This is a genomic window from Aquimarina spongiae (genome assembly GCF_900141785.1).
In the GTDB taxonomy this organism is placed as follows: Bacteria; Bacteroidota; Bacteroidia; order Flavobacteriales; family Flavobacteriaceae; genus Aquimarina; species Aquimarina spongiae.
Genome location: NZ_FQYP01000004.1, coordinates 77,002 through 99,328, shown reverse-complemented (window position 1 = coordinate 99,328; position 22,327 = coordinate 77,002). Strand labels below are relative to the sequence as shown.

General features: G+C 35.9%; 25 protein-coding genes. 11 read left to right on the top strand and 14 right to left on the bottom strand.

Annotation, left to right across the window (positions count from 1 at the left end; all coding sequences use genetic code 11):
- Position 1 precedes the first annotated feature (1 nt).
- A complete protein-coding gene (locus BUE24_RS10195) occupies positions 2-505 on the bottom strand; it encodes a CvpA family protein (RefSeq protein ID WP_073315918.1) in 504 nt (167 codons plus the stop codon).
- 147 nt (positions 506-652) lie between these two features.
- On the opposite strand from BUE24_RS10195, the gene BUE24_RS10190 reads away from it, so the two are divergent.
- Both BUE24_RS10190 and BUE24_RS10185 read left to right on the top strand, forming a co-directional pair.
- Complete coding sequence (locus BUE24_RS10190) at positions 653-895, top strand: hypothetical protein (protein ID WP_073315917.1); 243 nt, start codon at positions 653-655, stop codon at positions 893-895.
- Positions 896-901: 6 nt separating this feature from the next.
- Entirely contained in the window at positions 902-1,180 is a 279-nt protein-coding gene (locus BUE24_RS10185; RefSeq protein ID WP_073315916.1) for a hypothetical protein, read from the top strand.
- A 5-nt stretch (positions 1,181-1,185) separates the two neighbouring features.
- On the opposite strand, the gene BUE24_RS10180 is transcribed toward BUE24_RS10185, so the two are convergent.
- The 3 genes from BUE24_RS10180 to BUE24_RS10170 are packed head-to-tail and all read right to left on the bottom strand — an operon-like array spanning position 1,186 to position 5,273.
- Entirely contained in the window at positions 1,186-3,738 is a 2,553-nt protein-coding gene (locus tag BUE24_RS10180; protein ID WP_073315915.1) for a TonB-dependent receptor domain-containing protein, read from the bottom strand.
- 54 nt (positions 3,739-3,792) lie between these two features.
- Positions 3,793-4,704 carry a FecR family protein gene (locus BUE24_RS10175; protein ID WP_073315914.1) on the bottom strand — a complete coding sequence of 304 codons (912 nt, stop codon included), beginning with the start codon at positions 4,702-4,704 and terminating at the stop codon, positions 3,793-3,795.
- A gap of 56 nt (positions 4,705-4,760) precedes the next feature.
- Positions 4,761-5,273 carry an RNA polymerase sigma factor gene (locus BUE24_RS10170; protein WP_073315913.1) on the bottom strand — a complete coding sequence of 171 codons (513 nt, stop codon included), beginning with the start codon at positions 5,271-5,273 and terminating at the stop codon, positions 4,761-4,763.
- 71 nt (positions 5,274-5,344) lie between these two features.
- Between BUE24_RS10170 and BUE24_RS10165 the strand changes: the two genes are divergently transcribed.
- The 4 genes from BUE24_RS10165 to BUE24_RS10150 all read left to right on the top strand — a co-directional run bounded on the left by BUE24_RS10165 (position 5,345) and on the right by BUE24_RS10150 (position 9,404).
- On the top strand, positions 5,345-6,913 hold the full coding sequence (locus BUE24_RS10165) for a 7TM domain-containing protein (protein ID WP_073315912.1): 1,569 nt from the start codon (positions 5,345-5,347) through the stop codon (positions 6,911-6,913).
- Positions 6,914-6,953: 40 nt separating this feature from the next.
- Positions 6,954-7,829, top strand: coding sequence for a sugar-transfer associated ATP-grasp domain-containing protein (locus tag BUE24_RS10160; RefSeq protein ID WP_170864584.1), 876 nt, complete (start codon positions 6,954-6,956; stop codon positions 7,827-7,829).
- Positions 7,830-7,835: 6 nt separating this feature from the next.
- A complete protein-coding gene (locus tag BUE24_RS10155) occupies positions 7,836-8,969 on the top strand; it encodes a hypothetical protein (protein WP_073315910.1) in 1,134 nt (377 codons plus the stop codon).
- A gap of 78 nt (positions 8,970-9,047) precedes the next feature.
- Positions 9,048-9,404 carry a hypothetical protein gene (locus BUE24_RS10150; protein WP_073315909.1) on the top strand — a complete coding sequence of 119 codons (357 nt, stop codon included), beginning with the start codon at positions 9,048-9,050 and terminating at the stop codon, positions 9,402-9,404.
- A 200-nt stretch (positions 9,405-9,604) separates the two neighbouring features.
- Here the strand turns inward: BUE24_RS10150 and BUE24_RS10145 are convergent, their stop codons facing one another.
- Both BUE24_RS10145 and BUE24_RS10140 read right to left on the bottom strand, forming a co-directional pair.
- Positions 9,605-9,895: a DUF1330 domain-containing protein gene (locus BUE24_RS10145; protein ID WP_073315908.1), complete on the bottom strand. Its 291-nt coding sequence runs from the start codon at positions 9,893-9,895 to the stop codon at positions 9,605-9,607.
- A gap of 10 nt (positions 9,896-9,905) precedes the next feature.
- On the bottom strand, positions 9,906-10,235 hold the full coding sequence (locus tag BUE24_RS10140) for a winged helix-turn-helix transcriptional regulator (RefSeq protein ID WP_073315907.1): 330 nt from the start codon (positions 10,233-10,235) through the stop codon (positions 9,906-9,908).
- A gap of 208 nt (positions 10,236-10,443) precedes the next feature.
- Between BUE24_RS10140 and pheS the strand changes: the two genes are divergently transcribed.
- Positions 10,444-11,463 (top strand): phenylalanine--tRNA ligase subunit alpha, encoded by a 1,020-nt coding sequence (gene pheS / locus BUE24_RS10135; RefSeq protein ID WP_073315906.1) that lies wholly within the window; start codon positions 10,444-10,446, stop codon positions 11,461-11,463.
- A 27-nt stretch (positions 11,464-11,490) separates the two neighbouring features.
- The gene (locus BUE24_RS10130) at positions 11,491-11,886 is read left to right on the top strand and encodes a hypothetical protein (protein WP_073315905.1); all 396 of its coding nucleotides are present in this window, start codon (positions 11,491-11,493) and stop codon (positions 11,884-11,886) included.
- 4 nt (positions 11,887-11,890) lie between these two features.
- Here BUE24_RS10130 and BUE24_RS10125 read toward each other — a convergent pair whose 3' ends face one another.
- The gene (locus BUE24_RS10125) at positions 11,891-12,661 is read right to left on the bottom strand and encodes a hypothetical protein (RefSeq protein ID WP_073315904.1); all 771 of its coding nucleotides are present in this window, start codon (positions 12,659-12,661) and stop codon (positions 11,891-11,893) included.
- Positions 12,662-12,663: 2 nt separating this feature from the next.
- Positions 12,664-12,963 (bottom strand): hypothetical protein, encoded by a 300-nt coding sequence (locus tag BUE24_RS10120; RefSeq protein ID WP_139241968.1) that lies wholly within the window; start codon positions 12,961-12,963, stop codon positions 12,664-12,666.
- A gap of 345 nt (positions 12,964-13,308) precedes the next feature.
- On the opposite strand from BUE24_RS10120, the gene BUE24_RS10115 reads away from it, so the two are divergent.
- Positions 13,309-13,782 carry a hypothetical protein gene (locus BUE24_RS10115; protein WP_073315902.1) on the top strand — a complete coding sequence of 158 codons (474 nt, stop codon included), beginning with the start codon at positions 13,309-13,311 and terminating at the stop codon, positions 13,780-13,782.
- A 162-nt stretch (positions 13,783-13,944) separates the two neighbouring features.
- Here the strand turns inward: BUE24_RS10115 and BUE24_RS10110 are convergent, their stop codons facing one another.
- Positions 13,945-14,691 (bottom strand): DUF6261 family protein, encoded by a 747-nt coding sequence (locus BUE24_RS10110; protein WP_073315901.1) that lies wholly within the window; start codon positions 14,689-14,691, stop codon positions 13,945-13,947.
- A 297-nt stretch (positions 14,692-14,988) separates the two neighbouring features.
- Between BUE24_RS10110 and BUE24_RS10105 the strand changes: the two genes are divergently transcribed.
- Complete coding sequence (locus BUE24_RS10105; RefSeq protein ID WP_073315900.1) at positions 14,989-15,675, top strand: hypothetical protein; 687 nt, start codon at positions 14,989-14,991, stop codon at positions 15,673-15,675.
- Between the two features lie 493 nt (positions 15,676-16,168).
- Here the strand turns inward: BUE24_RS10105 and trpS are convergent, their stop codons facing one another.
- Positions 16,169-17,137, bottom strand: coding sequence for a tryptophan--tRNA ligase (trpS, locus tag BUE24_RS10095; RefSeq protein WP_073315898.1), 969 nt, complete (start codon positions 17,135-17,137; stop codon positions 16,169-16,171).
- A gap of 145 nt (positions 17,138-17,282) precedes the next feature.
- On the opposite strand from trpS, the gene BUE24_RS10090 reads away from it, so the two are divergent.
- Entirely contained in the window at positions 17,283-18,026 is a 744-nt protein-coding gene (locus BUE24_RS10090; protein ID WP_073315897.1) for a lysophospholipid acyltransferase family protein, read from the top strand.
- Positions 18,027-18,118: 92 nt separating this feature from the next.
- On the opposite strand, the gene BUE24_RS10085 is transcribed toward BUE24_RS10090, so the two are convergent.
- From BUE24_RS10085 to recA, 4 genes are all read right to left on the bottom strand, one after another.
- On the bottom strand, positions 18,119-19,687 hold the full coding sequence (locus BUE24_RS10085; RefSeq protein WP_073315896.1) for an outer membrane beta-barrel protein: 1,569 nt from the start codon (positions 19,685-19,687) through the stop codon (positions 18,119-18,121).
- Complete coding sequence (locus BUE24_RS10080; protein WP_073315895.1) at positions 19,687-20,235, bottom strand: RNA polymerase sigma factor; 549 nt, start codon at positions 20,233-20,235, stop codon at positions 19,687-19,689. Before BUE24_RS10080 ends, BUE24_RS10085 begins: the two co-directional genes overlap by 1 nt.
- A gap of 22 nt (positions 20,236-20,257) precedes the next feature.
- The gene (locus BUE24_RS10075; RefSeq protein WP_073315894.1) at positions 20,258-20,674 is read right to left on the bottom strand and encodes a hypothetical protein; all 417 of its coding nucleotides are present in this window, start codon (positions 20,672-20,674) and stop codon (positions 20,258-20,260) included.
- A 140-nt stretch (positions 20,675-20,814) separates the two neighbouring features.
- Positions 20,815-21,825 (bottom strand): recombinase RecA, encoded by a 1,011-nt coding sequence (gene recA, locus BUE24_RS10070; protein WP_073316197.1) that lies wholly within the window; start codon positions 21,823-21,825, stop codon positions 20,815-20,817.
- Positions 21,826-22,327: the final 502 nt, after the last annotated feature.

Below are 22,327 nucleotides of genomic sequence, written 5' to 3'. Positions count from 1 at the left end.
GTTAGGCCTTTTGTTGTTCTGTGTCTTTTCTCAACAAATTAGGGAGAACTGCAGGTGCAATTTTACGCACCGGTTCATACAGTATGGACGAATTTAAAGTCTCTTGTTTGATCAGTGTAATATTTCGATTTATGGCATCTACAAAGATCAGGATAACACTGGCGATAAAAGCCATTTTTAATACACCAAAAGCACCTCCCAATATTTTGTTGAGTATACCGAGTGCTGCATAATCTGCAATCTTGGTCAATAATTTTCCTGCTAACGAGACAAGGATAACAACCAATATAAACGTGAGCGCAAAAGCAACCAATTTCATAGCCCCTTCAGACCAGTCTACATATTCTTGCAAATACCCTCCAACAATATCAGAAAAATGGACTGCTATATAGATCCCTACAATCAAAGCTACCAGAGAAGCTAGTGAAGCAAATAAACCCTTGCTAAGGCCTTTTATCATTCCCCATAACAAAAGAATCCCCAAAATAATATCTATGTAATTCATTCATGCTCAATTATGCATTCAAATATAGTTGATTTTATCCCTTCCCTTATTCTGTTATATGTATAATTCGAAAAACTGGATGATGGATTTCTTTCTTTGAAGTGAAAATATATGTATATTTAGCATACAATATATAGAATATATACAATGAGAAAAATAATTGATATCGATGATCAAATAATTCCTAAACTAAAGCTATTAGCGGCTTTAGAGGATTCTAGTGTAAAGAAAGTAATGGAGGATGCGATTTCTTGGTATATTGATCACAAGCAAAATGAGCAGTTAAAAAAGATGTCTGCAGCTCAAAAAGAAGATCTTGGTTTACTATTACTTTTACAGCAGGCTAACATGGATGATACGATTTCAGAAAATGATTTGTTTACGGAATAGCAGTGTATGGAACTTTTGATATCTTCACAATTTGCGGCCGACTACAAGGAGACTCAAGATCCTTCTTTGCAGGAAAAACTAAAGAGTGTTTTTACTGCCATTAAAAGTGCGAATACTATTGCCGAGCTGCCTAAGTTTCGTAAAATCACAGGTACAGCTAAAGCTTATAAAATGGGTATAGGGTTTTATTACGTTTTGGGATCCATCACCAAAGAAAATGAAATCACATTGATTCGATTTTTACATCGTGATAGGGTTATTGCGGTTACAGATCAAAACAAGTAGGCCTGTTAAAAGTACATCCTGAAAATGAGATTGGGTGTAAATCCAAGAGATTCTTGTCGGAGTACCTCCAATTCAATATCTCCGGTGTTTGGATTTTCGTCAACCTGATAACTCACCGCTATAGGTACCTGTCTTCTATACAGGTTTTGGATAGATGCTCCTAGTTGGCCTCTCCAACTTCCTGTGGTATTAAAATTAAATCGATATATAGCAGATACATCCATTCTGTGATAAGCAGGAAGGCGTAAAGCATTTGCTGATCCAAATACAATTTCTTCGCCTACAAGATCTGCATCGGTAAATGGTGCTCCAGAGCGCCATAACCATCCTAAAGAAAACTCCCAATCATTCACTTTTAATGTATTCGAAATTTGAAAATTGTGAGTAATATCATTGTTCCCAGGAAAAGGATTGGCTTGAATTTCTGGAAAGGTGTATTCGATATCATTAAAGGTGTATCCTAACCAGGTTCTGAAATTCTTAAATCGCTTTTTAATCAATACATCCAATCCAAAAACCCTGCTTTCTCCAGTAGATAAATCTGTCGCTATGGCATTAAAGCCATTGGTGGCAGAGGTTAATCCTTCTATGTTTTTATAGTATCCATCTAGTTCAATATTCCAATCATTATTGGAAAACAAGAACCCTCCAGAAAACTGGGTACTCTCAACTACAGGAATTTCTTCATTATTGGCATGAACCCACAGGTCATTGTTTAAGCGAAGCTGAGTATCTTCAAATTCTATAAGTTGACTGATAGGTTGGAACCTAAGTTCTCCCGTTGCTTTTAAACGCAGGTGTTTAGCAATAGGATATTCTATATTCACTCTTGGTTCGATATAGAAATCATTTACAACCGAATAATGAGAAGCTCGTACTCCCAGATAAATGAGCCCTTTATTTTTGGGTAAAAGCTTATAGTTAGCATAAATCGTATTCGCTGTGTTTTTAACCAGGTCTGTTTCATTCACTGGGTTCTCAAATTCACCATCGATGGTAATGGCATAAAAAACTTCATTGTTAGAAAATTGATACCCCAAGGTCAATAGATGCTTAGGATCAAAATGATAGGTGATATTTGCATCCATACCGATATCCTCTACACGATTTTGTCTTATCGATTGTTCTTCCAAAATATTTTCTTCTCGAATGGTAAACAAATAATCAGAATCAAATTTTGAGTAGTATGCCTTTAACTCGTGATCCAAACGTTTGGATCGAGATCCTACCCAAGAAAAACTAGCACCCTCATTGCTGATTTCCAAATCATCGGTAATCAGATCTTCTTCGTTGTCGATTTCAAAAGTGAGATCATTTTTGGTATAAATACCACTTACCATAATCTTATCTTTTTTTGAAGGTGCAATGATTAGTTTTGCACTGGTATCATAAAAGAAGAAGTCGTTGAATCCGATGTCTTCTTCAATTTCTTCGTCTTCTTCTTCATCAACAGGACCTGCAGTATCTACAATTTTAGTGTTTTGAAATACTTTTTCAGAAAAAGCATCGTAGGTGGGCGTTTCAACCAAATCAGTATAAGAACGTCGACCAGAAACTATTAATCCTACTTTGTTTCCTAACGGAGCCTTTAGAAAAAGATCAGCATGAGTACCGTTAATTCCTACACCGCCGTTGAATTTTTCAGGAACTTCCCGATCACTAGAAATAGCAATAACTCCAGACACTCGATCTCCGTATTTGGGATCTGCACCGCCTTTAAAAATTTTTGCATCTTGAACGATATAGGGATTAAATGCAGATAGCATCCCGAATAAATGTCCCGTATTGTACATTTTAATATCGTCCCAAAGGATGAGGTTTTGATCTGGAGATCCCCCTCGTATCTGGATTCCGGTCACAGTTTCACTGGGGCTACTAATCCCGGGGATAAGTTGTATGCTTTGTAAAATATCAGGTTCACTTTGACCAGGTAAGATCCCTAAATTTTCATTGGTGACCAAGAAAGAACCATCAATGCTTTTATCAATTCCTGTAGTAAGATATTCTACGATCAATACTTCTTCTAGAGCAGTAGTGGTAACAAACATGGGTATTCTTGGGCAACTTCCTGTCTTAAAATCTGATGCTTTTATACGTTTATCTAGATAGCCAACATATTCGATTTGTATCATTTCATCCTGAGAAACCATTCCCAGTTGAAAAAAACCATCATCTGCCGCTATAGTTCCTGTTTTTGAGCTTTCAATACTAATAGAGGCAAAGGATAACGGCTCATTTGTACTTTCATCAAAAAGATATCCGCATACTTCAACCTTGTTGTCTGGAGCACTAACAATCACTTGTCGATCCGATATTTTTTTGAAATTAAGATCGGTTAAGGATTTAAGGATAACAAGCAGTTCATCTATTGGCGTGTCTTGTATGGCTACAGTTATGATCTTGTTTTTAACAATATCATCACTAAATGAAAAAATAAGATCATAGGATTCAGATAACTCCGATAGAACTTGTTGTAGTGGAGTCTGTTTGTATTCTTTAACGATTTGTGCCTGTGTAGTGTAGGTGATTACCAAAAACAGAAATAGCATTTTTCTCATAGTAGGCAATTTTGGACTATTTTTAAATTTTTGGTCATCTGATATTTTGATAATTTATTTTGTGGATAGCGAAATGGTTTTGCCATTAATAACATATTCGATGCCCATAGGTACCAATACAGATTCTAAGGCAATAGTAAGGTCATCATACACAAATCCACCTGTAAACAATTGCTCTTGATCAATAGCGGCACGAGTGATTGTGATATCAAATTGTCGTTCGAGCTCATCCAACACTTCAGAAAGAGGAACGCTATCAAAAAGACTTTCTCCTTTGGTCCATAGGGGTTGATTTTGGGTAACCTGAATATCCACCAGTTTTTTGTTTTCCAAAATTACACCTTGTCCTTTTTGAAGTACCTTTTGCTGATTACCTTGAGCAGAGACACGAACTTTACCTTCATAACAGCCTACCAGGAATTTTGTATTTCTGCTTCTTACATTAAACTGAGTTCCTAACACCTCTATTTTCCCTGTTTCCGTTTCAACGGTAAAATTAGTACCCGAAGTCACCTTAAAAAAGGCTTCTCCTGTAAGTTTAACTTTTCTATCCTGAGACCAGAAAAAACGAGAATGCGATAATATAGAGGCAGCATTAAGATCTACCGAGCTTCCATCGGGTAAAACAACTGCGAGCTGCTCACCTGGCAAAGCAGTATAAGTAACTTTATTGAAGAAAATTCCTATGATTAATGCGATCGAGGCTGCTACTGCCAATGCATACCACAATGGTTTGAGCGGTATTACTTTGGTTTTTGATTCTGGGGTTGGGGTGTCCAGCCTTTCCAAAGTCGTATTTAAAGACTTTTTGGCATCAAAATCAGGAGCTTTAAAATAGGTCAATCCAGTTATGATTTTGTCATAATCTTCATACTCCGGGAGTTGTTTTAACTCCTCCAGATCTTCCGTATTCAGCTCATTATTAAGCCATTTTGCTAAGTATGTATTTTCATTATCCTTGAGCATAATTTTTCTCTCATATCACCATCATAACAGTTAAGTAAAAAAATACCCTACCTAACTTAGATGTTTTTTACCAATTTTCTTAAATGTTTTAGTGCATTGTGCATTCGCTTTTCTACCGCTTTCACAGAGATATCAAGCATTTCTGCAATTTGAGCATATGTTTTTTTATCGATACGATTTAGTAAAAAAACTTCTCGTTGCCCTTCAGGGAGTTCTGCCAAAGCTTGCTGTAGTTTGTCCATAAACTCCTTTTCTTCCATTACAAAATCGGGGGCTTCAATATTCTTGTTTCTATGAGGTAGTTTTGAGTATTCTAATCGAACCTTTTGGTGAGCTACCTGATTTAAAAATAAATTGTTGGCTACAGTACATAAAAAACCTTTTGCTTTTTCGTAGATGACTTTTTTACAGTTATGCCATAATTTGATAAAAGCTTCTTGCATCACATCCTCTGCTTGTTCTTTATTCCCGCATTTGTAGTAGATAAAATTTCGAACAGTTTCTGCATGCGTTTCGAACAGCGATGTAAAAACCGGACGATCACATACAGACTTTGAGGATTGCTCCATAAAAAAATTTTTTTCGATTTCAGGTAGGGTGATTTTGAATTCACCTGTTATTAACCCAAAAATAACGGATTATGAATTCCCAAACAAATCTCAAAATCGCATTGATTCTTATTACAGCAATGGCATTACTGTCTATAGCTTTCAAGGTGAAACCTGTATTTGATAACTATGACACCTTCAATGCCCAAACTGCTTTTAAGGTCAATTACAACTACTTTTTTAAAAGTGAAGATCAAAGTACTACAGTAAAAACCTTTATTCCTAAGAGTAATGATCGGCAACGGATTTCAAAAAACAAAAATGTAAGTGATAGCACTTTGTATTTTGAAGAACGTGCCCTGATAAATGGCAACAAAAAGGCAATTTGGAATACCAAAAAAGCAAATACCTACCATGCTTCGAACTACGAGTTCATCTTTGAAGGAAAAGAAAAGCGATACCAGATTCCCGTAGATTTTAAAAAGCAACCTCAAGTTGATGAAAAGTATCTTATGCCTTCAAAAAACATTCAGGTTGAAGATGATAGGATAAGTACTCTGGCTACGCAATTAGCTCAGGGAACACAAAATGATAAAGAACGTATCAAAAGACTTTTTGATCATGTAGTAAGCATCCCTTCTGCGCCAATTATAACACTAACCGATGCGGTAACCACTTTGGAACAAAATCGGGCATCTTGTAATGGTAAAAGCAGATTGTTTGTGGCTTTGTGCCGAAACTTGGGATATCCAGCAAGAATAAAGGGAGGAATAATTTTGGAGAATATCAACAAAAGAACCTCTCATGTTTGGGCAGAGGTATTGATGGACACCACTTGGGTGCCGTTTGATGCACTCAACAATCATTACGCATATATCCCATCCAACTATTTGGAAATCTACCAGGGAGACGAGTTCTTGATCACGCATTCTTCTGGGATACAATTTGATTATGCTTATCAGATTGATGCGTTGAATCATATCCCATTTCTGAAATTAAATTCTGAAGAAATCCGTGGATTATCCAGCGTTTCATTATGGCGATTGGTAGAAGGAAATGTGATTCCGCAAGGAGCACTAAACCTACTTTTATTGTTGCCAGTAGGAGGATTGCTGATTGCCTTTTTACGAAACGTGGTTGGAGTGAAGACTTTTGGAGTGTTCTTGCCGGTGTTGATTGCCTTTTCACTATTGCATACAGGTTTTGTATCCGGATTACTACTTTTTATCGGTCTGATTTTACTGGTAGGGCTGGTGTCATATCCATTTGACAAAATTGGATTGCTCTATACGCCAAAACTGGTGATTTCTCTAAGTATTATGGTGGGGATTATGATTTTGGCCACGATGATAGGGATACGATATAACATCACCTGGTTAACGACACTCACATTCTTCCCAACGATCATATTAACCATTGCGGCAGAACGATTTTCTAGAGCTACCATCGAAGATGGGTACAAACTGGCTTTGGATAAACTATTCCAAACACTTTTGGCAACAACAGTATGTTATGGTCTTTTGTCCTGGCAGGCGCTACCCTCAATTCTAATCATTTTCCCAGAATGTATACTGCTTATTATCGCAATGGCGATGCTGTTAGGACGATACATCGGAATTCGATGGGTAGAGTTCTATCGATTCAAACCATTACTCAGATAAAAAAACAAATAAACAAACTATGCTTTCTACCATTATACCCATGAAATCACACAAAAAAACAAAAAAGGTCGTCGGCCTGAATGAAAGAAATATTAAGCTGATTTACCCTAATAATCCAAAAAGATATTATCCTCTGGCGGATGATAAGGTGCTTACCAAAGAAATTTTGCATCAATATGATATCCCCTGTGCCGAAACCTATGCTGTTATCGAATACAACAGTGATATCAAATCTGCCTGGGAACAATGCAAAACCTATGATGCGTTGGCAATCAAACCCGTACGGGGCAGAGGTGGGGGAGGAATTAAAATCCTTAAAAAGGATACCGAGGGGAACTGGACAAGCAGTGGTAAAATTGTTACCGAGCGTCAGGTTTTTCAGCATATGGCGGCAACCATTATGGGGTTTTATTCATTGGGATCTCACGATAGAGTGTTGATCGAAGAATGTATAGAACCGGACCCTTTTTTTGATAAAATTTATCCATCCGGAGTGCCTGATTTTAGAATCATCACGCTTAATCAAACTCCACTAATGGGAATGTTACGAATGCCAACAGATCGTTCTGATGGAAAAGCCAATCTACATCAAAATGGAGTAGGAATAGGGATAGATATGGAAAAAGGAACATTGACCCAGGTGTACGATGGTACTTCGTATTACAATTATCATCCGGATAGCAAATTTGTAATAAAAAATCTCCCGATACCCTATTGGGAAGAGATCATCAAAATATCTGTGGATACCGCCAATGCTTTCCCCCTCAACTATCTGGGAGTCGATATTGTAATCGACAAGAACAAAGGACCTCAGATCATGGAAATCAATGTGCGACCGGGACTAGGTATTCAACTAGTAAATCAACAAGGATTAAAGGAAACAATAGAGAAAACAAACCATTTAAGAGAAAAATAATACGCTATGCAAATACGAAAAGTAATCACGAAACTCTTCATACTATTCATAACCACAATGGGAATGGCCCAGAGTAAAACCTCATTAAAATTGGAAACACAAGGAGGTTATGAGTATAATTATTTTAGAAGCCCCGAGGAAATACGATCTGATGGACAACTCCTCACCAAAGAAGACCTTATTTCCAGTAGTACGTACCAAGATGTTTCGGCTATCTTCAGATATCGTTATAAGTGGGGGAAGAACAGGTTGCGATTTTTGGCTAATCCATTTTCCCGGATTTTTTATGAGAATATTGATGACAGTTACTGGAGTCTAAACACAACGGTAAAGTATGATCATAAAATTAGCAAAAGTTTGATTTTATTGGCAGAAGCACGATTTAAAAGAATGAATAGAGAAGGGTTAGGAGGAGATCAAAATGTATTGATTAATCCATTGGGGTATACCAATTATGGGGCATCTGGTGGGGTAGAATTTGTGCCTTTTACCGCCAACGAGATGACCATAAAAGGGTTTTATAATTTCAAAGATTTTGATGCTTTTGGAGTTCGGGATTTACAATTTAATGAGTTCGGAATACAGTTCTCGACCGTACAATCTTTTACCGTAGATAGACAAGAACATCAAATAGGGTTAACCGCCTATGTTAAAAAACGAAAGTATGATACTTTTAATGCCAGTGAGATCGATACCGATGGAGAGAGAGATTGGGATTATGTAAAAGCAACCCTGTTTTATGAGTTACCTATCGGAAATCGTTTTAAAATAAGCCCTGACCTGATGTACTATAAACGCATAGATAATTCTACAGATAGATCAGGATTTAATCAATATGGTCCAGGAGTTACCATGGTATTCAAAAGTAAATTAACTAGAATTCGTTCTTCTTTTTCCTTCATAACCAGAAACTACGATGTGATCGAAGCAAGAAATACCGAAGAACTAATAGGCGAAAAGCTGAAATATGAGTATGCGAATTTTGGGTTAGACATTACACATAAAATTGGTAATGGGTTTTCTATATCTGGGACTGTATTTTCCAGAATACGAAATACAAATTATACAGATATTGATGCACGTTCTTTTAGGAATTATAGAAATCAGTACGCCGGGATTGGGATTTTATGGGAATTGTGATTTTTCCCGGATTTTTATAGTTTGTTTTTTTAGGCTAAGCGTTACTTTTGTAGTGCTTAGCTTTTATAGCAATGAATTATGGCGAGAGACGAAAAACTTAAAGAACGTTGGGAACATTTGGTAAACAAACTTTCTACTCAATTTGCTGATGGAGAGGATTTGGACCTGGATGGCATTATATATTTGATCGGAGTTCAGGAACTAGGGCAGCTGCATCGTAGATTTAAAAAGGATGAGAAGCTTGATTTGATGCATATTGCTATATGCAGACTATTAGAACCTTATGGATATTATGAGTTTGATTACTATGATGACGATGGATGGCCACATTATAAGGTAAAAGAAGAACTGCCACATCTTAAAGCAGGAGAACAATCAGTATTGATGAAAGAGGCGATTGTAAACTACTTTTTGGTTAGTCAATACATAGATTAGGGACTAACACTCCAAGATGCTGGCACATTCAGCAAGGTTTGTCTAAATTCTATGGTAAAATCAGCAATAGTATATAGCATAAGGATTACTTTTCTTTGATATTCCTAATGATTTGAGACCTGCTGATAAGGATCTAAAAAAGGGCCTAATATTCTTTACCATAAAGAATAATAGACCCCTACATGTTTTACAATGGATGTTTAGCTTATGTACGCTTCTAGCTTGGAGAACGCTTTTTCGCGATATGGCAATAACTCCTGGTAGGCAGCCCCTTCAAAGACCGCTTGCAACGAATCCATATCATTAAATTCCATTACCGAAACCAAACTAGGCGTGTTTTCGCCAATAAGTGATTTGGAAACCTTGTATTTTCCTACATTTTTGGCGCTTACCTCTTGATAAAGCTCACCTACTTTTTCTACATAATAGGATAAAGCTTCCTTTTCGTTGGGATTAATAGTCCCAACGATTACTAAATTTACTTTGTTCATAACACTATTTTTATGGATTAAATTCTTTTGCCCATGTTCTGGCCCATGTTTCCAGAGGATGCAACAATTGAAAAATTTCTTCTCCTTTGTCTGTTAAGCCATACCCTTCTACAGTTCTTTGGATAAGAGCAGCTGTGGTTAGTTCTTTTAATCTTTTATTAAGAGTAGAGGGAGATATAGACTCGCATCGTTCCTGAAGTGCCCTGAAAGTGCAAGGGCCCTCATTCAATCTCCAAATGATACCCATGGCCCAGCTACGTCCTAATAGATCGAAGAGCGCCATCAAATGGTTACCAGATTTGGATCCTCTTACGGGTTTTCCTGGTGTTGGGAATGACATATGATTTTTATTTGCTATTAAAAACATAACAAAGCTACAAAAAGTGTAGCAATGCTACAAAAAAGATAGCAACTTTTTGAAAATATTCCGGATAAGAATCTAGTGACAAATCACACCTGCTATCCTGGATCTAGTGAATATCCTTTTAAAAACGTTCATAATTTAGGCTAAAAGCTATAAATTTGCCTTCTTACTAAGAGGATAATCGATGATTGACAAGATTAAAGAATACATAGCTGAGGTTGAAGGTTTCAAAGCCAAAACCAAGGAAGAAGTAGAAGCATTCAGAATTAAATTTTCTGGTAAAAAAGGATTAGTTAATGATCTTTTTTCAGAATTTAAAAATATAGCCAATGATCAAAAGAAAGAATTTGGTCAGGCAATCAATGCACTTAAAACAGCTGCAGAAAGCAAAGTAAAGTCTTTAAAGGATGAATTAGAATCCCAAGAAGAAGAAAAAGGAATTTATGGAGATCTTTCTAGACCTGCAGAACCCATTCAACTAGGATCAAGACATCCTATATCTTTGGTAAAAAACCAAATCATTGAAATTTTCTCTCGTATTGGGTTTAATGTAAGTGAAGGGCCTGAAATAGAAGATGATTGGCATAACTTTACCGCATTGAATTTACCAGAGTACCACCCGGCGAGAGATATGCAGGATACGTTTTTCATTCAGACTGATCCTGATATTTTATTGCGCACTCATACATCCTCCGTGCAAGTACGTTATATGGAAAACAATCAACCACCGATACGTACGATATCTCCGGGAAGAGTATATAGAAATGAAGCGATTTCTGCAAGATCTCATTGTTTCTTTCATCAGGTAGAAGGTTTGTATATTGATAAAAATGTATCCTTTGCAGATTTAAAGCAGACGTTACAATATTTCACTACAGAGATGTTCGGAAAATCTAAGATTAGATTACGTCCATCCTATTTCCCTTTTACAGAGCCTAGTGCAGAGGTAGATGTATATTGGGGATTAGAAACCGAAACCGACTATAAGATGACCAAAGGAACAGGATGGTTAGAAATTATGGGTTGTGGGATGGTAGATCCTAATGTACTTAAAAACTGTAATATCGATCCTGATGAGTACAGTGGTTTTGCTTTTGGAATGGGAATTGATCGCATCGCCTTATTACTGTATGGAATTTCTGATATCAGAATGCTGAGCGAAAATGACGTTCGATTTTTGGAGCAATTCAAACCTACTTTATAAAAGTTCTCCTAATCAAGTTACCGAAGAATGAAGAAAGATATCGAAATACCTGTTGTAGAACATGTATACGTTGCCGTGGTGAAGGAATGGAACGAAGAGTTTCTGGCCCAGGACTGGAATTCGTATATCATCAATGACAGAGATACAGCCATAGAAATGGTATTGGTGGTGACCAAAGGATATGATGGTGATCGCAAAACATCATTACTAAGACATGGTATTGGCACCATCGCTGCAAAATCTTCTGCAAAAATTGAGATGATTCAGGAAGAATTACTCAGTATGAATAATGAATTTACAGTAACCTTTTTTGCAGATGGTAAATTGTATGACAAAAAATATGTCTTCAGAAAAAATACCATCAACGAAAATGCTTTCCAAGAGCTTCCGGTAATGGATCAACGTGGGGTTTTGGTAAAATAATTCCTTAATAAGGGTCAACACTTTCAATTCTATCGATAGCAAAAACAGCTTCAGCTTTTATAAGTTGGTCATTGATTTTGATCCTCTCATAAAGGTATAAGGTTTTATAGCTTCCGGCAATGTTGATTAAATCTTGTTTGGCAACAGTTACCTCCTTTTTTAGAGCGACTTTGTCCCAATGGTAGTCGTGTTTAGATAGTTGAAGTACCACACTATCTTCTGAAGAACTAGATAAAGTGTAGGTTAACTCTGCTCTTTCTCCCCGTTTAAATCCTTCTCTTCTTCCTGCAACATTAATCTTAGGAATCATTTCGATCATTTTGATATGATAAATATCTTTGTTTGCTGCAGACTTGATTAATGCAACGGTTTCTTCATTGAGTTTGTCATTTTCTTTTCTTTTTTCAACCGATTCAAAGCCTCTACCTACCGATCTCGAAACTTCTTTGGTCATGTTAGTTACCAATAGACCAATTAGCAGTAGGACTGGGATCATAAGAATAATAAAACCTGTATACGCCCAATACGGAGTTTTGATTCGGGCTTCAGCCTTGTTAAGCAAGGTTCTTAATTGAGCATCAGTGCCTACTTCCTTGTCGGTGGTATTGTTTTTTACTTTCCAGAACTTGGTGATAGGGAATACCGGGATGAAAAATAAAAAGAAAAAGTTCTGATATAACTGAAACTTAAGATGACTATACTCGGCAGGTAAATTGAGTTCTTGATGAGTATATGTCTTTGTTCGTATTGAGTATCTACCATAAAAAATTACCATATCTAGAGGTTTTTGATTAGTACTAATTTCATTAAGGTAATCATCCCGTATAACGCTGATGTATAGATAATGAGTCCAATGATTTGTCCAAAAAAGAAAAACAACTCAGAATCAGTAATGAGCATTCCTAAATTCCGAAATAGAATTCCAAAAAGGTTTGAAGGAAGTATCAAAATTAAATCCAAACCATCCGAAATGGAATCGACGTATTTTGACAATTTTAAATCTGTGAAATAATCATAAGTACCTAGCGAGATGTAAACTAAGGAAATTATGAATGACGTGACCGTTGTTTGTTTCAATTTAGGTTGATTTGTCAAACTTGTTGCTTATAGCAAATATATTGATTGAAATTTAAACGTATTGTTAAGTTCCTTTTTTGCTTTACAGCTTGACATGTCTAAAAAAAGTATAAAACAAGTTTTTCAAATTAATAATGATTCAAAAAAGGAAGTGCTTTTTATACTTTTTTTTATGCCAAAACATAACGATATGATATGATTTTAATAGGATTAATGAGAGTAATTCATTTTGAATTTAATACGATAAAATGCAATAATAAACGATGAAATACACATTTTAGCGTTAATTTTTTGTTAATTTGAATTTTTTTTCTGATTTTTGTATGGTAACTGGAAATAGAATATATGCAAAAACTTTTACTCTCTTATGTAGCGAGATTAACTATACTGGGCGTATTGTTCTTTTCCTGCGGTAGTAGTGGTACTAAAACACAAGACATTACTATTGTAGGAACATGGAAACTAAAGCAAGAGTATAGCAATGAAGGAGGAGATACACCTTTGAAGGAGTTTCCTTTGTCGATATGCGACAAGGCAACGACCTTGGAGATCATGAAAAGTGGAAGATTTGTAGAGAAAAGTTACTACGAAAATTCCAGTATCGCTGGCGAATGTGCAAAAAACAGTAATGATACCAGAGGAGACTGGAAAAAAGGACCAGGAGGAATGTTTCTTTTTGTTTATGATAAAGATAATGCACTTTCGCTTGTAGGCTCCAAAGTAACCCTCGAAAACGGGGAGCTTATTATCTCGGCAGTATATACAGATCGCGATATGGGACCTAGAACGATGCTTAAATTTATTTATTCAAAAGTTTAATTTTTAATTGTTTTTAGTGTTTAATTTAAAAGCCTGTGCACGTTACACAGGCTTTTTCGTCTTTTCAATGATTTGCTTTTACACTAATAAAAAATGAGTAGGGCTCATGTACAAATCAAATAAAGACGCAACCACTACTAAAAATATCTTAGTTTGGGGAAACTAATTTGGATTGGTTTTTTCAGGTATATCCACTACGTCCAATAGAACTTTGACTCGTTTTTCTACCAAAGCATTGTACTTTTTGGTCAGCATATTTATTTCATTAATTACTTTACTAAAGATCTTTTGAGGTTCAAGAATAGATTGCGCTGTAAGATGATTAATTAGTTGCCTAAAACTATCTTTGGCAGTATTGATTAACGCAATCGTATTTATCTTACTTGTATTGGTGAATTGGGTATTATGGGCTAAGTATAGGTCTTCAAAAGAAATATTGCTTTGTTTTAGTTCCTGCGCCCATACCAGGATTTGCAAGGTGTCTAATCCCTCTCTTAGTACCGTTATTTTTTCCCAATCCTCGGTGAGTTTGTGAATGAGATTCGTTTTATCATAATAATTTTGTTGATGGATCACATCGACATACTGATCTATACTTTGCAATAATACCCGGGCCGCAGCGCGTTTTGCTGGTTCAAAATGATTGGTAAATCCTTCGGTCACTATCCGTATTCCTATTATAGCAAGGTCTCTGCGTTTGTCCAAAAATTCATGAGTTGCTGTCACCGAGCTTCCGAGTTGCTTTTTGTACACTTCTTCTAAGCGAACTAAATGATCATGTAATCCAATAAGTTGAGGTACAACTTGTAATGTTTTGGGGTCGTTTATGGTAATAATGTGTTGTATTTCGGAAAGGTATTCTATAAACTCACTATTTCTGAATCTATAAAAAGTGGGCGTGATAAACATAAGTTGAGCTAGATTTTAGGGCTGCTAATTCTCAAATTGAGTCAGTGTCTTTTAAAATTTGGAGGCCAAGCTATTATAAAAAAACAGAAAATTCTTACGGCTTTCCGCAATACCCAGAAAATAAAGTAATTAATAGCTTTAATAATTCCTAAGTCTCAGGATTTCAGCCGAATAAAAAACAACTTTTTTTGAATTTGTGTTAACCTTTTTCAAAATCACACATTAACCTACCGGATCACTTTGTTCTTTTTGTGCAAAGTGTGATTCATACAGTATTAACTTAAAACCGTTTTAATTATGAAAAAAGTAGTATTGGGGCTGATCATTATTTTTTGTTGGTCATGTCAAAATGAGAATGATCCAATCGTTCAGGAAATTAACAAGGAAGTATTTGTTGCCTATTCTGGAGGTGAATCTAGCTCAAAAGGGCCTTCGGGAAGATTATGCAGATTTATTTTTGAGTATGGTGATCTGATTTGTGATCCATCCGGAAACAATTGTTATTGCGACGACACCAATGGATTGCTATGTGAAATCAGTATGGAATGTTATGCAGATCCAACAATTGAAATTAATCTTCCTCCGGTAGTTTGGGATCCTTGTAAGATCATTCCTTGTGGATGGGATTATAATGACCCATGGATTATTTATGACAAGATTGATCCTCGGAAATTTGGATCGATTAGGGATTATTTGCAAGTTGAAGTGCAACAACCGACAGCAACTGCCTTTCCGTTTGTAATGAACAAAGAAATTCTTGGCTTACAGTTTTATCAACCCAACAATTTGATGAGTATAAATGCTGTGGGTTTAGGAGACCCTTCTCCCCAACCAAGTATTTATCACTTAAAAAACACGATAAAACTTGACCAAAAATTGTCTCAAGAACTAGGCTTACAGAGTAATATCATCAAACCCGGTGAGTACCCAGTAGTCCTCAACCCAAAAAACAACACTTACAATGTGCTTTTAAAAGTACAGTAATTAGTGTGTCAACTGTGATTTGTTATCCCAGATACAGTCAATAAAAAAGAACATTAGGCTGTATTCGGGTCACTTATAGAGTAACAAAGGTTTACTTTGTCCTGAAATATGCTTTTCTGATTAAGATAAAGTACATGACCATTGGAATAAGTACACAGACAATTACTGAGGAAATTTTATAACTGCTACCTAAGTGATTAAACAGATTTAAGAAGTCCACTGAAACATTAAATAACCATAAAGCAAATAACTCAAAATCAGGGATATATATCAGAAACAAAGCCAAAATCAGTAAAAATGTAGCTTTTAGGTAATGTTTGCCTAAAATTTTATCCAGTAAAAGTACCCAGGTAAAAGGAATAACTATATACCAAATAATGATATTGATCTCTTCGTAAGTAAATCCTGTAAGTTTCTCAAGGAATTTTAAAAAATCATAAACTACTTTGAACAGAGCTTCCACCGCATTGTCAACGCTTAGAGTTAAAAGAAATTAATACCCAACTTTTTCCCGTACTCTGGCAAGAACCTTATTTGCGATAACAGCTGCTTTCTGAGCTCCTTTTGCTAAAGCTTGATCTACTTCGTCAAGGTTTTCCATGTAGTAATTGTATCGTTCGCGTTCTTTCGAGAATTTTTCTATCAATAACTCAAACAAAGCTTGTTTTGCGTGACCATATCCATAATTTCCCCCTAAGTAGTTTTGCCGCATTTCTTCCTGTTGATCGGGAGAAGCAATTAATTTATACAGTCCAAATACGTTACAGGTGTCGGGATCTTTGGGATCTTCAAGAGGTGTACTATCGGTTTCGATAGACATGATTTGTTTTCTAAGCTTTTTGTCTGGCAAAAACAAATTGATAATATTTCCTTTAGACTTGCTCATTTTGGTTCCATCTGTACCAGGAACATACATGGTGTCTTTTTTAAGTTGTATTTGCGGTAAAACAAATACTTCTCCCACCTTATTATGAACTCTACTGGCTACATCTCGAGTAAATTCCAAATGTTGTTCCTGATCCTTTCCTACGGGAACTATTTCGGCATCATACAATAGTATGTCCGCAGCCATTAGCATAGGGTATGTAAAAATTCCAGCATTTACATCATCTAATCGATCTGCTTTGTCTTTAAAAGAATGTGCCAGTTTTAGTCTTTGATAAGGAAAGAAACAATTTAAGTACCAAGCAAGTTCAGTGGCTTGAGGAATATCACTTTGCCTGTAAAAAACAGTTTTTTCTATGTCCAAACCACATGCTAACCAGGTGGCAGCAGTAGAGTAGGTGTTTGTTCTTAGTTCTTTGGCATCTTTAATTTGTGTCAAAGAATGCATATCGGCAATAAACAGAAAAGATTCATTCTCTGGTTGATTTGCCATTTCAATAGCAGGAAGTATTGCTCCCAATAAGTTTCCTAAATGTGGAGTTCCGGTACTTTGAACCCCAGTTAGAATTCTAGACATAGTATTTTTTAGTTTGTGGCAAAGGTAATTTTTTTTGCGAACCGAAGATCTTTTTTATCTGCTAAAGAGATATTTTTTATCATCAAAGTAAGGGTGTCTGCAAAAAGTATTACACTAGCTCGAAGCAATTATGTATTTTTGAGAAATGACTTTGATTCGAAACATACTCATACTGCTTTGGCGTATTTGGTTTTACATACTTGTGGGCGTTCCTATCATCATTATGTTTCCGATTTTATTGATATTTACTTCTAGAGAAGAATGGTATCCTCAGTTTTTTGTTGTGGCTCGATTTTGGGCAAAAATCGTTTTGTATGGTAGTGGATTTATTCCCAAAGTTACCAAAGAAACCAAGGTGAATCGCAAAAAAAGTTACATGTTTGTGGCTAATCATGGTTCGATGACAGATATCATGTTTATGCTCTACTGTGTAAAAAATCCATTCGTCTTTGTTGGTAAGAAAGAGCTGGCGAAGATTCCTATTTTCGGTTTTTTCTATAAACGTACTTGTATTTTGGTGGATCGAAATAGTCAAAAAAGTAGAAAAGAAGTTTTTGATAAAGCTCATGCCAGATTACATAACGGAACCAGTATCTGTATTTTTCCCGAGGGAGGTGTTCCCGATGATGAAACTATTATACTTGACGAATTTAAGGATGGAGCTTTTCGACTGGCAATAGATCATCAAATCCCTATTTTACCATTGACGTTCTTCGATAACAAAAAGCGTTTTTCGTATACTTTTTTTAGTGGTAGTCCAGGAGAAATGAGAGGGTATATTCATAAGGAAATCCCAACTCAGGGATTGACTCAATCCGACAAAAAAGAATTGAAGGAAAAAGTAAGAGGCATCATTCTTGAAAAGTTGGAAGCAGATTTAAAAATATAAATACAAAAGCCGCTTCCTATAGAAACGGCTTTGTTCATCATTGCCATTTAAAGCAATAACTACCTAACCAACTAAATCATTTGATTTCTTATTTAAAATTTTATGCTCATCCCTGTGTAAACTCCAAAATAGAATGGCCTGAAGTCTCCAGCATCATTAAAAGCATTAAACTGATATTTAAAAATGGGCTCTAAATTGATCTGAAATTGATCTGATAATTTATAATCAATTCCAATACCAATATTACCACTGAAACTTACCTCGTTCAGATTATTGGCTTGACCAATTTCAGTTTCAAAATCCCCGGCTTCCAAAGAAATTTCATTGTCCTCCAGAAACAGGGTACTCACTCCACCAATCATATTTACTCCAACTTTTCTATCCACAATGGCATACTTCATTTCCAAAGGCACTTCGATATATCCAATTCGCTGATTTAATAAACCAGCATTTTGTCGTTGATTAATGGCATCACGATTCACTTCTGAAGCATTAAAACCAGGGACATCTTGAGTTCCAATATCTGATACCAAAATAGCTTGTGCACTAGGGGCATAATCAATGCTTGAAATATTTTGGCCTGTTGCAGAGGGAGAAAACCCTACATCAAGTGTATTATAGCTTAAATCTACTTTATGCACTCCAGAACGGATACTAAATCGCTTATTGATCTCATAGGCTACTTGTACCCCATAACTTAAATTCACCTGACCACTCTTTTCATTGTCTGCAAATTGTCTATCGATAGACGAACCATTACCTACAGAGTTATAATATACCGGAGCTACATTAGGAGCTACAGTCCATTTTTTACCCGATTCTTCAGTTGCTTCTATATCTTCTTCATTTTCTGCGATAGCGTCAAAAATTGACTTTTTGACGGGTTCTTCAGTAGTAGTCTTGACGTCTTCATCTATGGATTTCTCATTGCTACCCTCATTGTTATCAATAGTGGTATTATCTGCAATACGTTTCGAATCCTGAACAGAGTTAGAATCCAATGGTTTTGCATTAGATTCCTGGGTTGTAGTTTTAGGATCTGTATGTTGATTTTCGGCTAAACCAGTGGTTGCTTTTGAAGGATCTTGTGGAGCAATTAATGAGTTTTCTTCTTTTTCTGAAATCGCAGTATTTGTTTTCTGGTCAGAAGTTTGTTCAACAATTGCATTTTGAGTTTGTGAGTAGGACGATCCTTTAGGTGTTGTATATCTATTTTCTTTGGGGAGTTTAGTATCTACTGCCTCTCTCTTTTGGGAAGTAGTTATGGGATTAGAAGAAGAAGTTTGTGTTTCATCTTCTTGCGATGTTTTAGGTTCAGGTAGATTTTCTTTGCCTTCATCCGAAGAAACTACGGTAGTATTTGGGATGCTGTAGTTTGTTGTTGAATCTATGGGACTTGAAGGTGTCTCTTTGGTTTCAGATTTTACAAGGGTAGGATGGGTGTCAGCACGTTCAGTTAAGGAGAAGTATCCAATAGCAATCAAAATAGCAGCTACGGCAGCTACACCTCCAACTTTATACCAAAGAGGAAGTATAAATGCCCGTTTGCGATCATCGTCTTTTCTGGCTTTTATTTTTTCCCATACCGATTCATCTGGAGTAACATCAAAATCCTTGAATTTCTCCTGAAACAAACGGTCTATATTCTTTTTATCGCTCATTATCTATCGTCAATTGCCCGTACATACGGTTCTTGATTGGTCTCTATTTTTGTTTTTAAAATGTTTCTGGCTCTTGCCAGATTTGATTTGGAAGTACCTACAGATATGCTAAGCATTTCGGCAATCTCTTTGTGAGCATATCCATCCAAAACATAAAGATTAAAGACTAACCGGTATCGGTCGGGTAGTTCCTGGATGATACTCAAAAGATAATCTAATGATACCTCTTCATTTTCAATTTCTACTTCAACTTCTTCAATTTGTTCTTCGTTAACAATATCAAAAACTTTCTGTTTTCTATACTTCTGTAAGGCGGTATTGATCGTAACTCGTTTCATCCAACCTTCAAAAGAGCCTTTGCTTTTGTATTGTGTGATTTTATCAAAAATAGTTATAAAAGCATCTTGCAAAGTATCTTCGGCACTGGAATAATCTGTAGAATACTTTAAGCAAATAGAGAATAATTTACTACTGTACAATCTATATAATTGCTCCTGAGCCGCAGCGTTTTTTTTCTTGCATTTTTTTATGAGTTGATCCAACCCCACTAACTATCTTTTTGATTTGCTTTTAATTTTCTACGGGTACTTCTATAGTAAGATATTGATTGTTTCCTTGGTCATCTCTACCTTGCCAGAACCTAAAAACATAAGATTCTTCATTTCCTACAAAAAACTCCAAGGATTCTTCTACACTGGCGGTATCTTCAAGATCTCTACAATTATCCGGATTTACCACTAGATTAACAACAGCTACTGTGCGTTCATTGTTGTCGGGGGTATAATCAAATCCTGCAAAGGCATGACAAGAAGTAGGTCTGAAAAAAGTAACACTTATGGTGTACGTTTCTCCTCTGACAAAGGTGTCAGGAACTGTAGCAGTTTCTATAGGGACTAGCTCATAAAAAAAGCCAGTATTGTCATCAACGCCACATCCAGAAGTCATTGCGATGATAAAAAAAGCCAAAATGATCTTAATCGTCTTCATAAACATTATGGGGTTAGAGTAATAAACATATATAATCTAATATATAGATGAACGTAAACACATATGGTTGCTTTAAGGTATAAAAAAATCCTGTCGCGATCACGTTCACGACAGGATTTTAATATAATGATGACTAATATTTATTGCTCTTTAATAATCTTTATAGCCTCTTTAATCTTTTCTTCTAGTTCTTCCATAAGCTCCGGATTGTCATTTAGTAATGCCTTTACAGCATCCCGACCTTGTCCTAGTTTAGTATCCGCGTAGCTAAACCATGATCCACTTTTCTTTACGATTTCATAGTCTACGCCGATATCGATGATCTCTCCTGTTTTTGAGATACCTTCACCATACATGATATCAAATTCTGCTGTTCTAAAAGGAGGTGCTACCTTGTTTTTTACAACTTTCACACGAGTTTTATTTCCTTTTACTTCACTGTTACTATCTTTAATCTGCGTAGAACGACGAATGTCTAATCGTACCGAAGCATAAAATTTCAGTGCATTACCTCCGGTTGTAGTTTCAGGATTTCCAAACATAACACCAATTTTTTCACGAAGCTGATTAATAAAAATCACGGTACAATTGGTTTTGCTGATAGAACTGGTTAACTTTCTTAGTGCCTGAGACATTAATCGTGCATGAAGCCCCATTTTGGAATCTCCCATTTCACCTTCAATTTCACTTTTTGGAGTTAATGCCGCTACCGAGTCGATAACGATGATATCAATAGCTCCAGATCGAATCAGGTTATCAGCAATTTCTAGTGCTTGTTCTCCGTGATCTGGTTGTGATATGATAAGATCATCAATATCTACACCTAATTTTTCTGCATAAAAACGATCAAAAGCATGCTCCGCATCAATAAAAGCAGCAATCCCTCCTGCCTTTTGTGCTTGTGCAATCGCATGTAATGTAAGCGTTGTTTTACCCGAAGATTCCGGTCCGTAAATCTCTACAATTCGCCCTCGTGGATACCCTCCAACACCTAGTGCCAAGTCCAAACCAAGAGATCCGGTTGGGATGACATCTACTTCCTGAACAGAACTGTCACTCATTTTCATTACAGTTCCTTTTCCGTAGGCTTTGTCTAATTTATCTAAGGTTAATTTGAGGGCTTTTAATTTTGCATCTTTCTCTGTACTCATTTGTTGTTCAAATATATCGGGATTTGACATTGGAATTAACTTTCTGCTAAAGTACTATTTCTTTTTGTAGTTGGTCTATAGATTTCCAAATGGTTATTAACAACAAAATTAGAGGATAAGAGTATCAAAAAATGAAACTCAATTAATAATTTTTTTGTCGCTACGCAACCCTTCAGGAAATGTTGCATCTAAACTAAAAAGCAAAGAGAACAAAACCGTAGAACGACTTAAAGTAGATGAAATTTCTTAAAAAGGTCACAAGACATAACCATGCGGGCTATGTGATTACAAAAATTAGTAATTGCATAGTAGAAGGTGGCTAGCTTCGTTATTGAATTATTTTATCGTTAAAAGATTAGAAAGAATCAATAACGAATTAGCCAAAAAAAGCCTTGAAGATATCTTCAAGGCTTTTTTTATTTCATAATGGTATTTGTCTTTTGCCAGCGATAAATAAAATCAACAAAATATAGGTTAAATAGGGAACAATAGTACATGATAT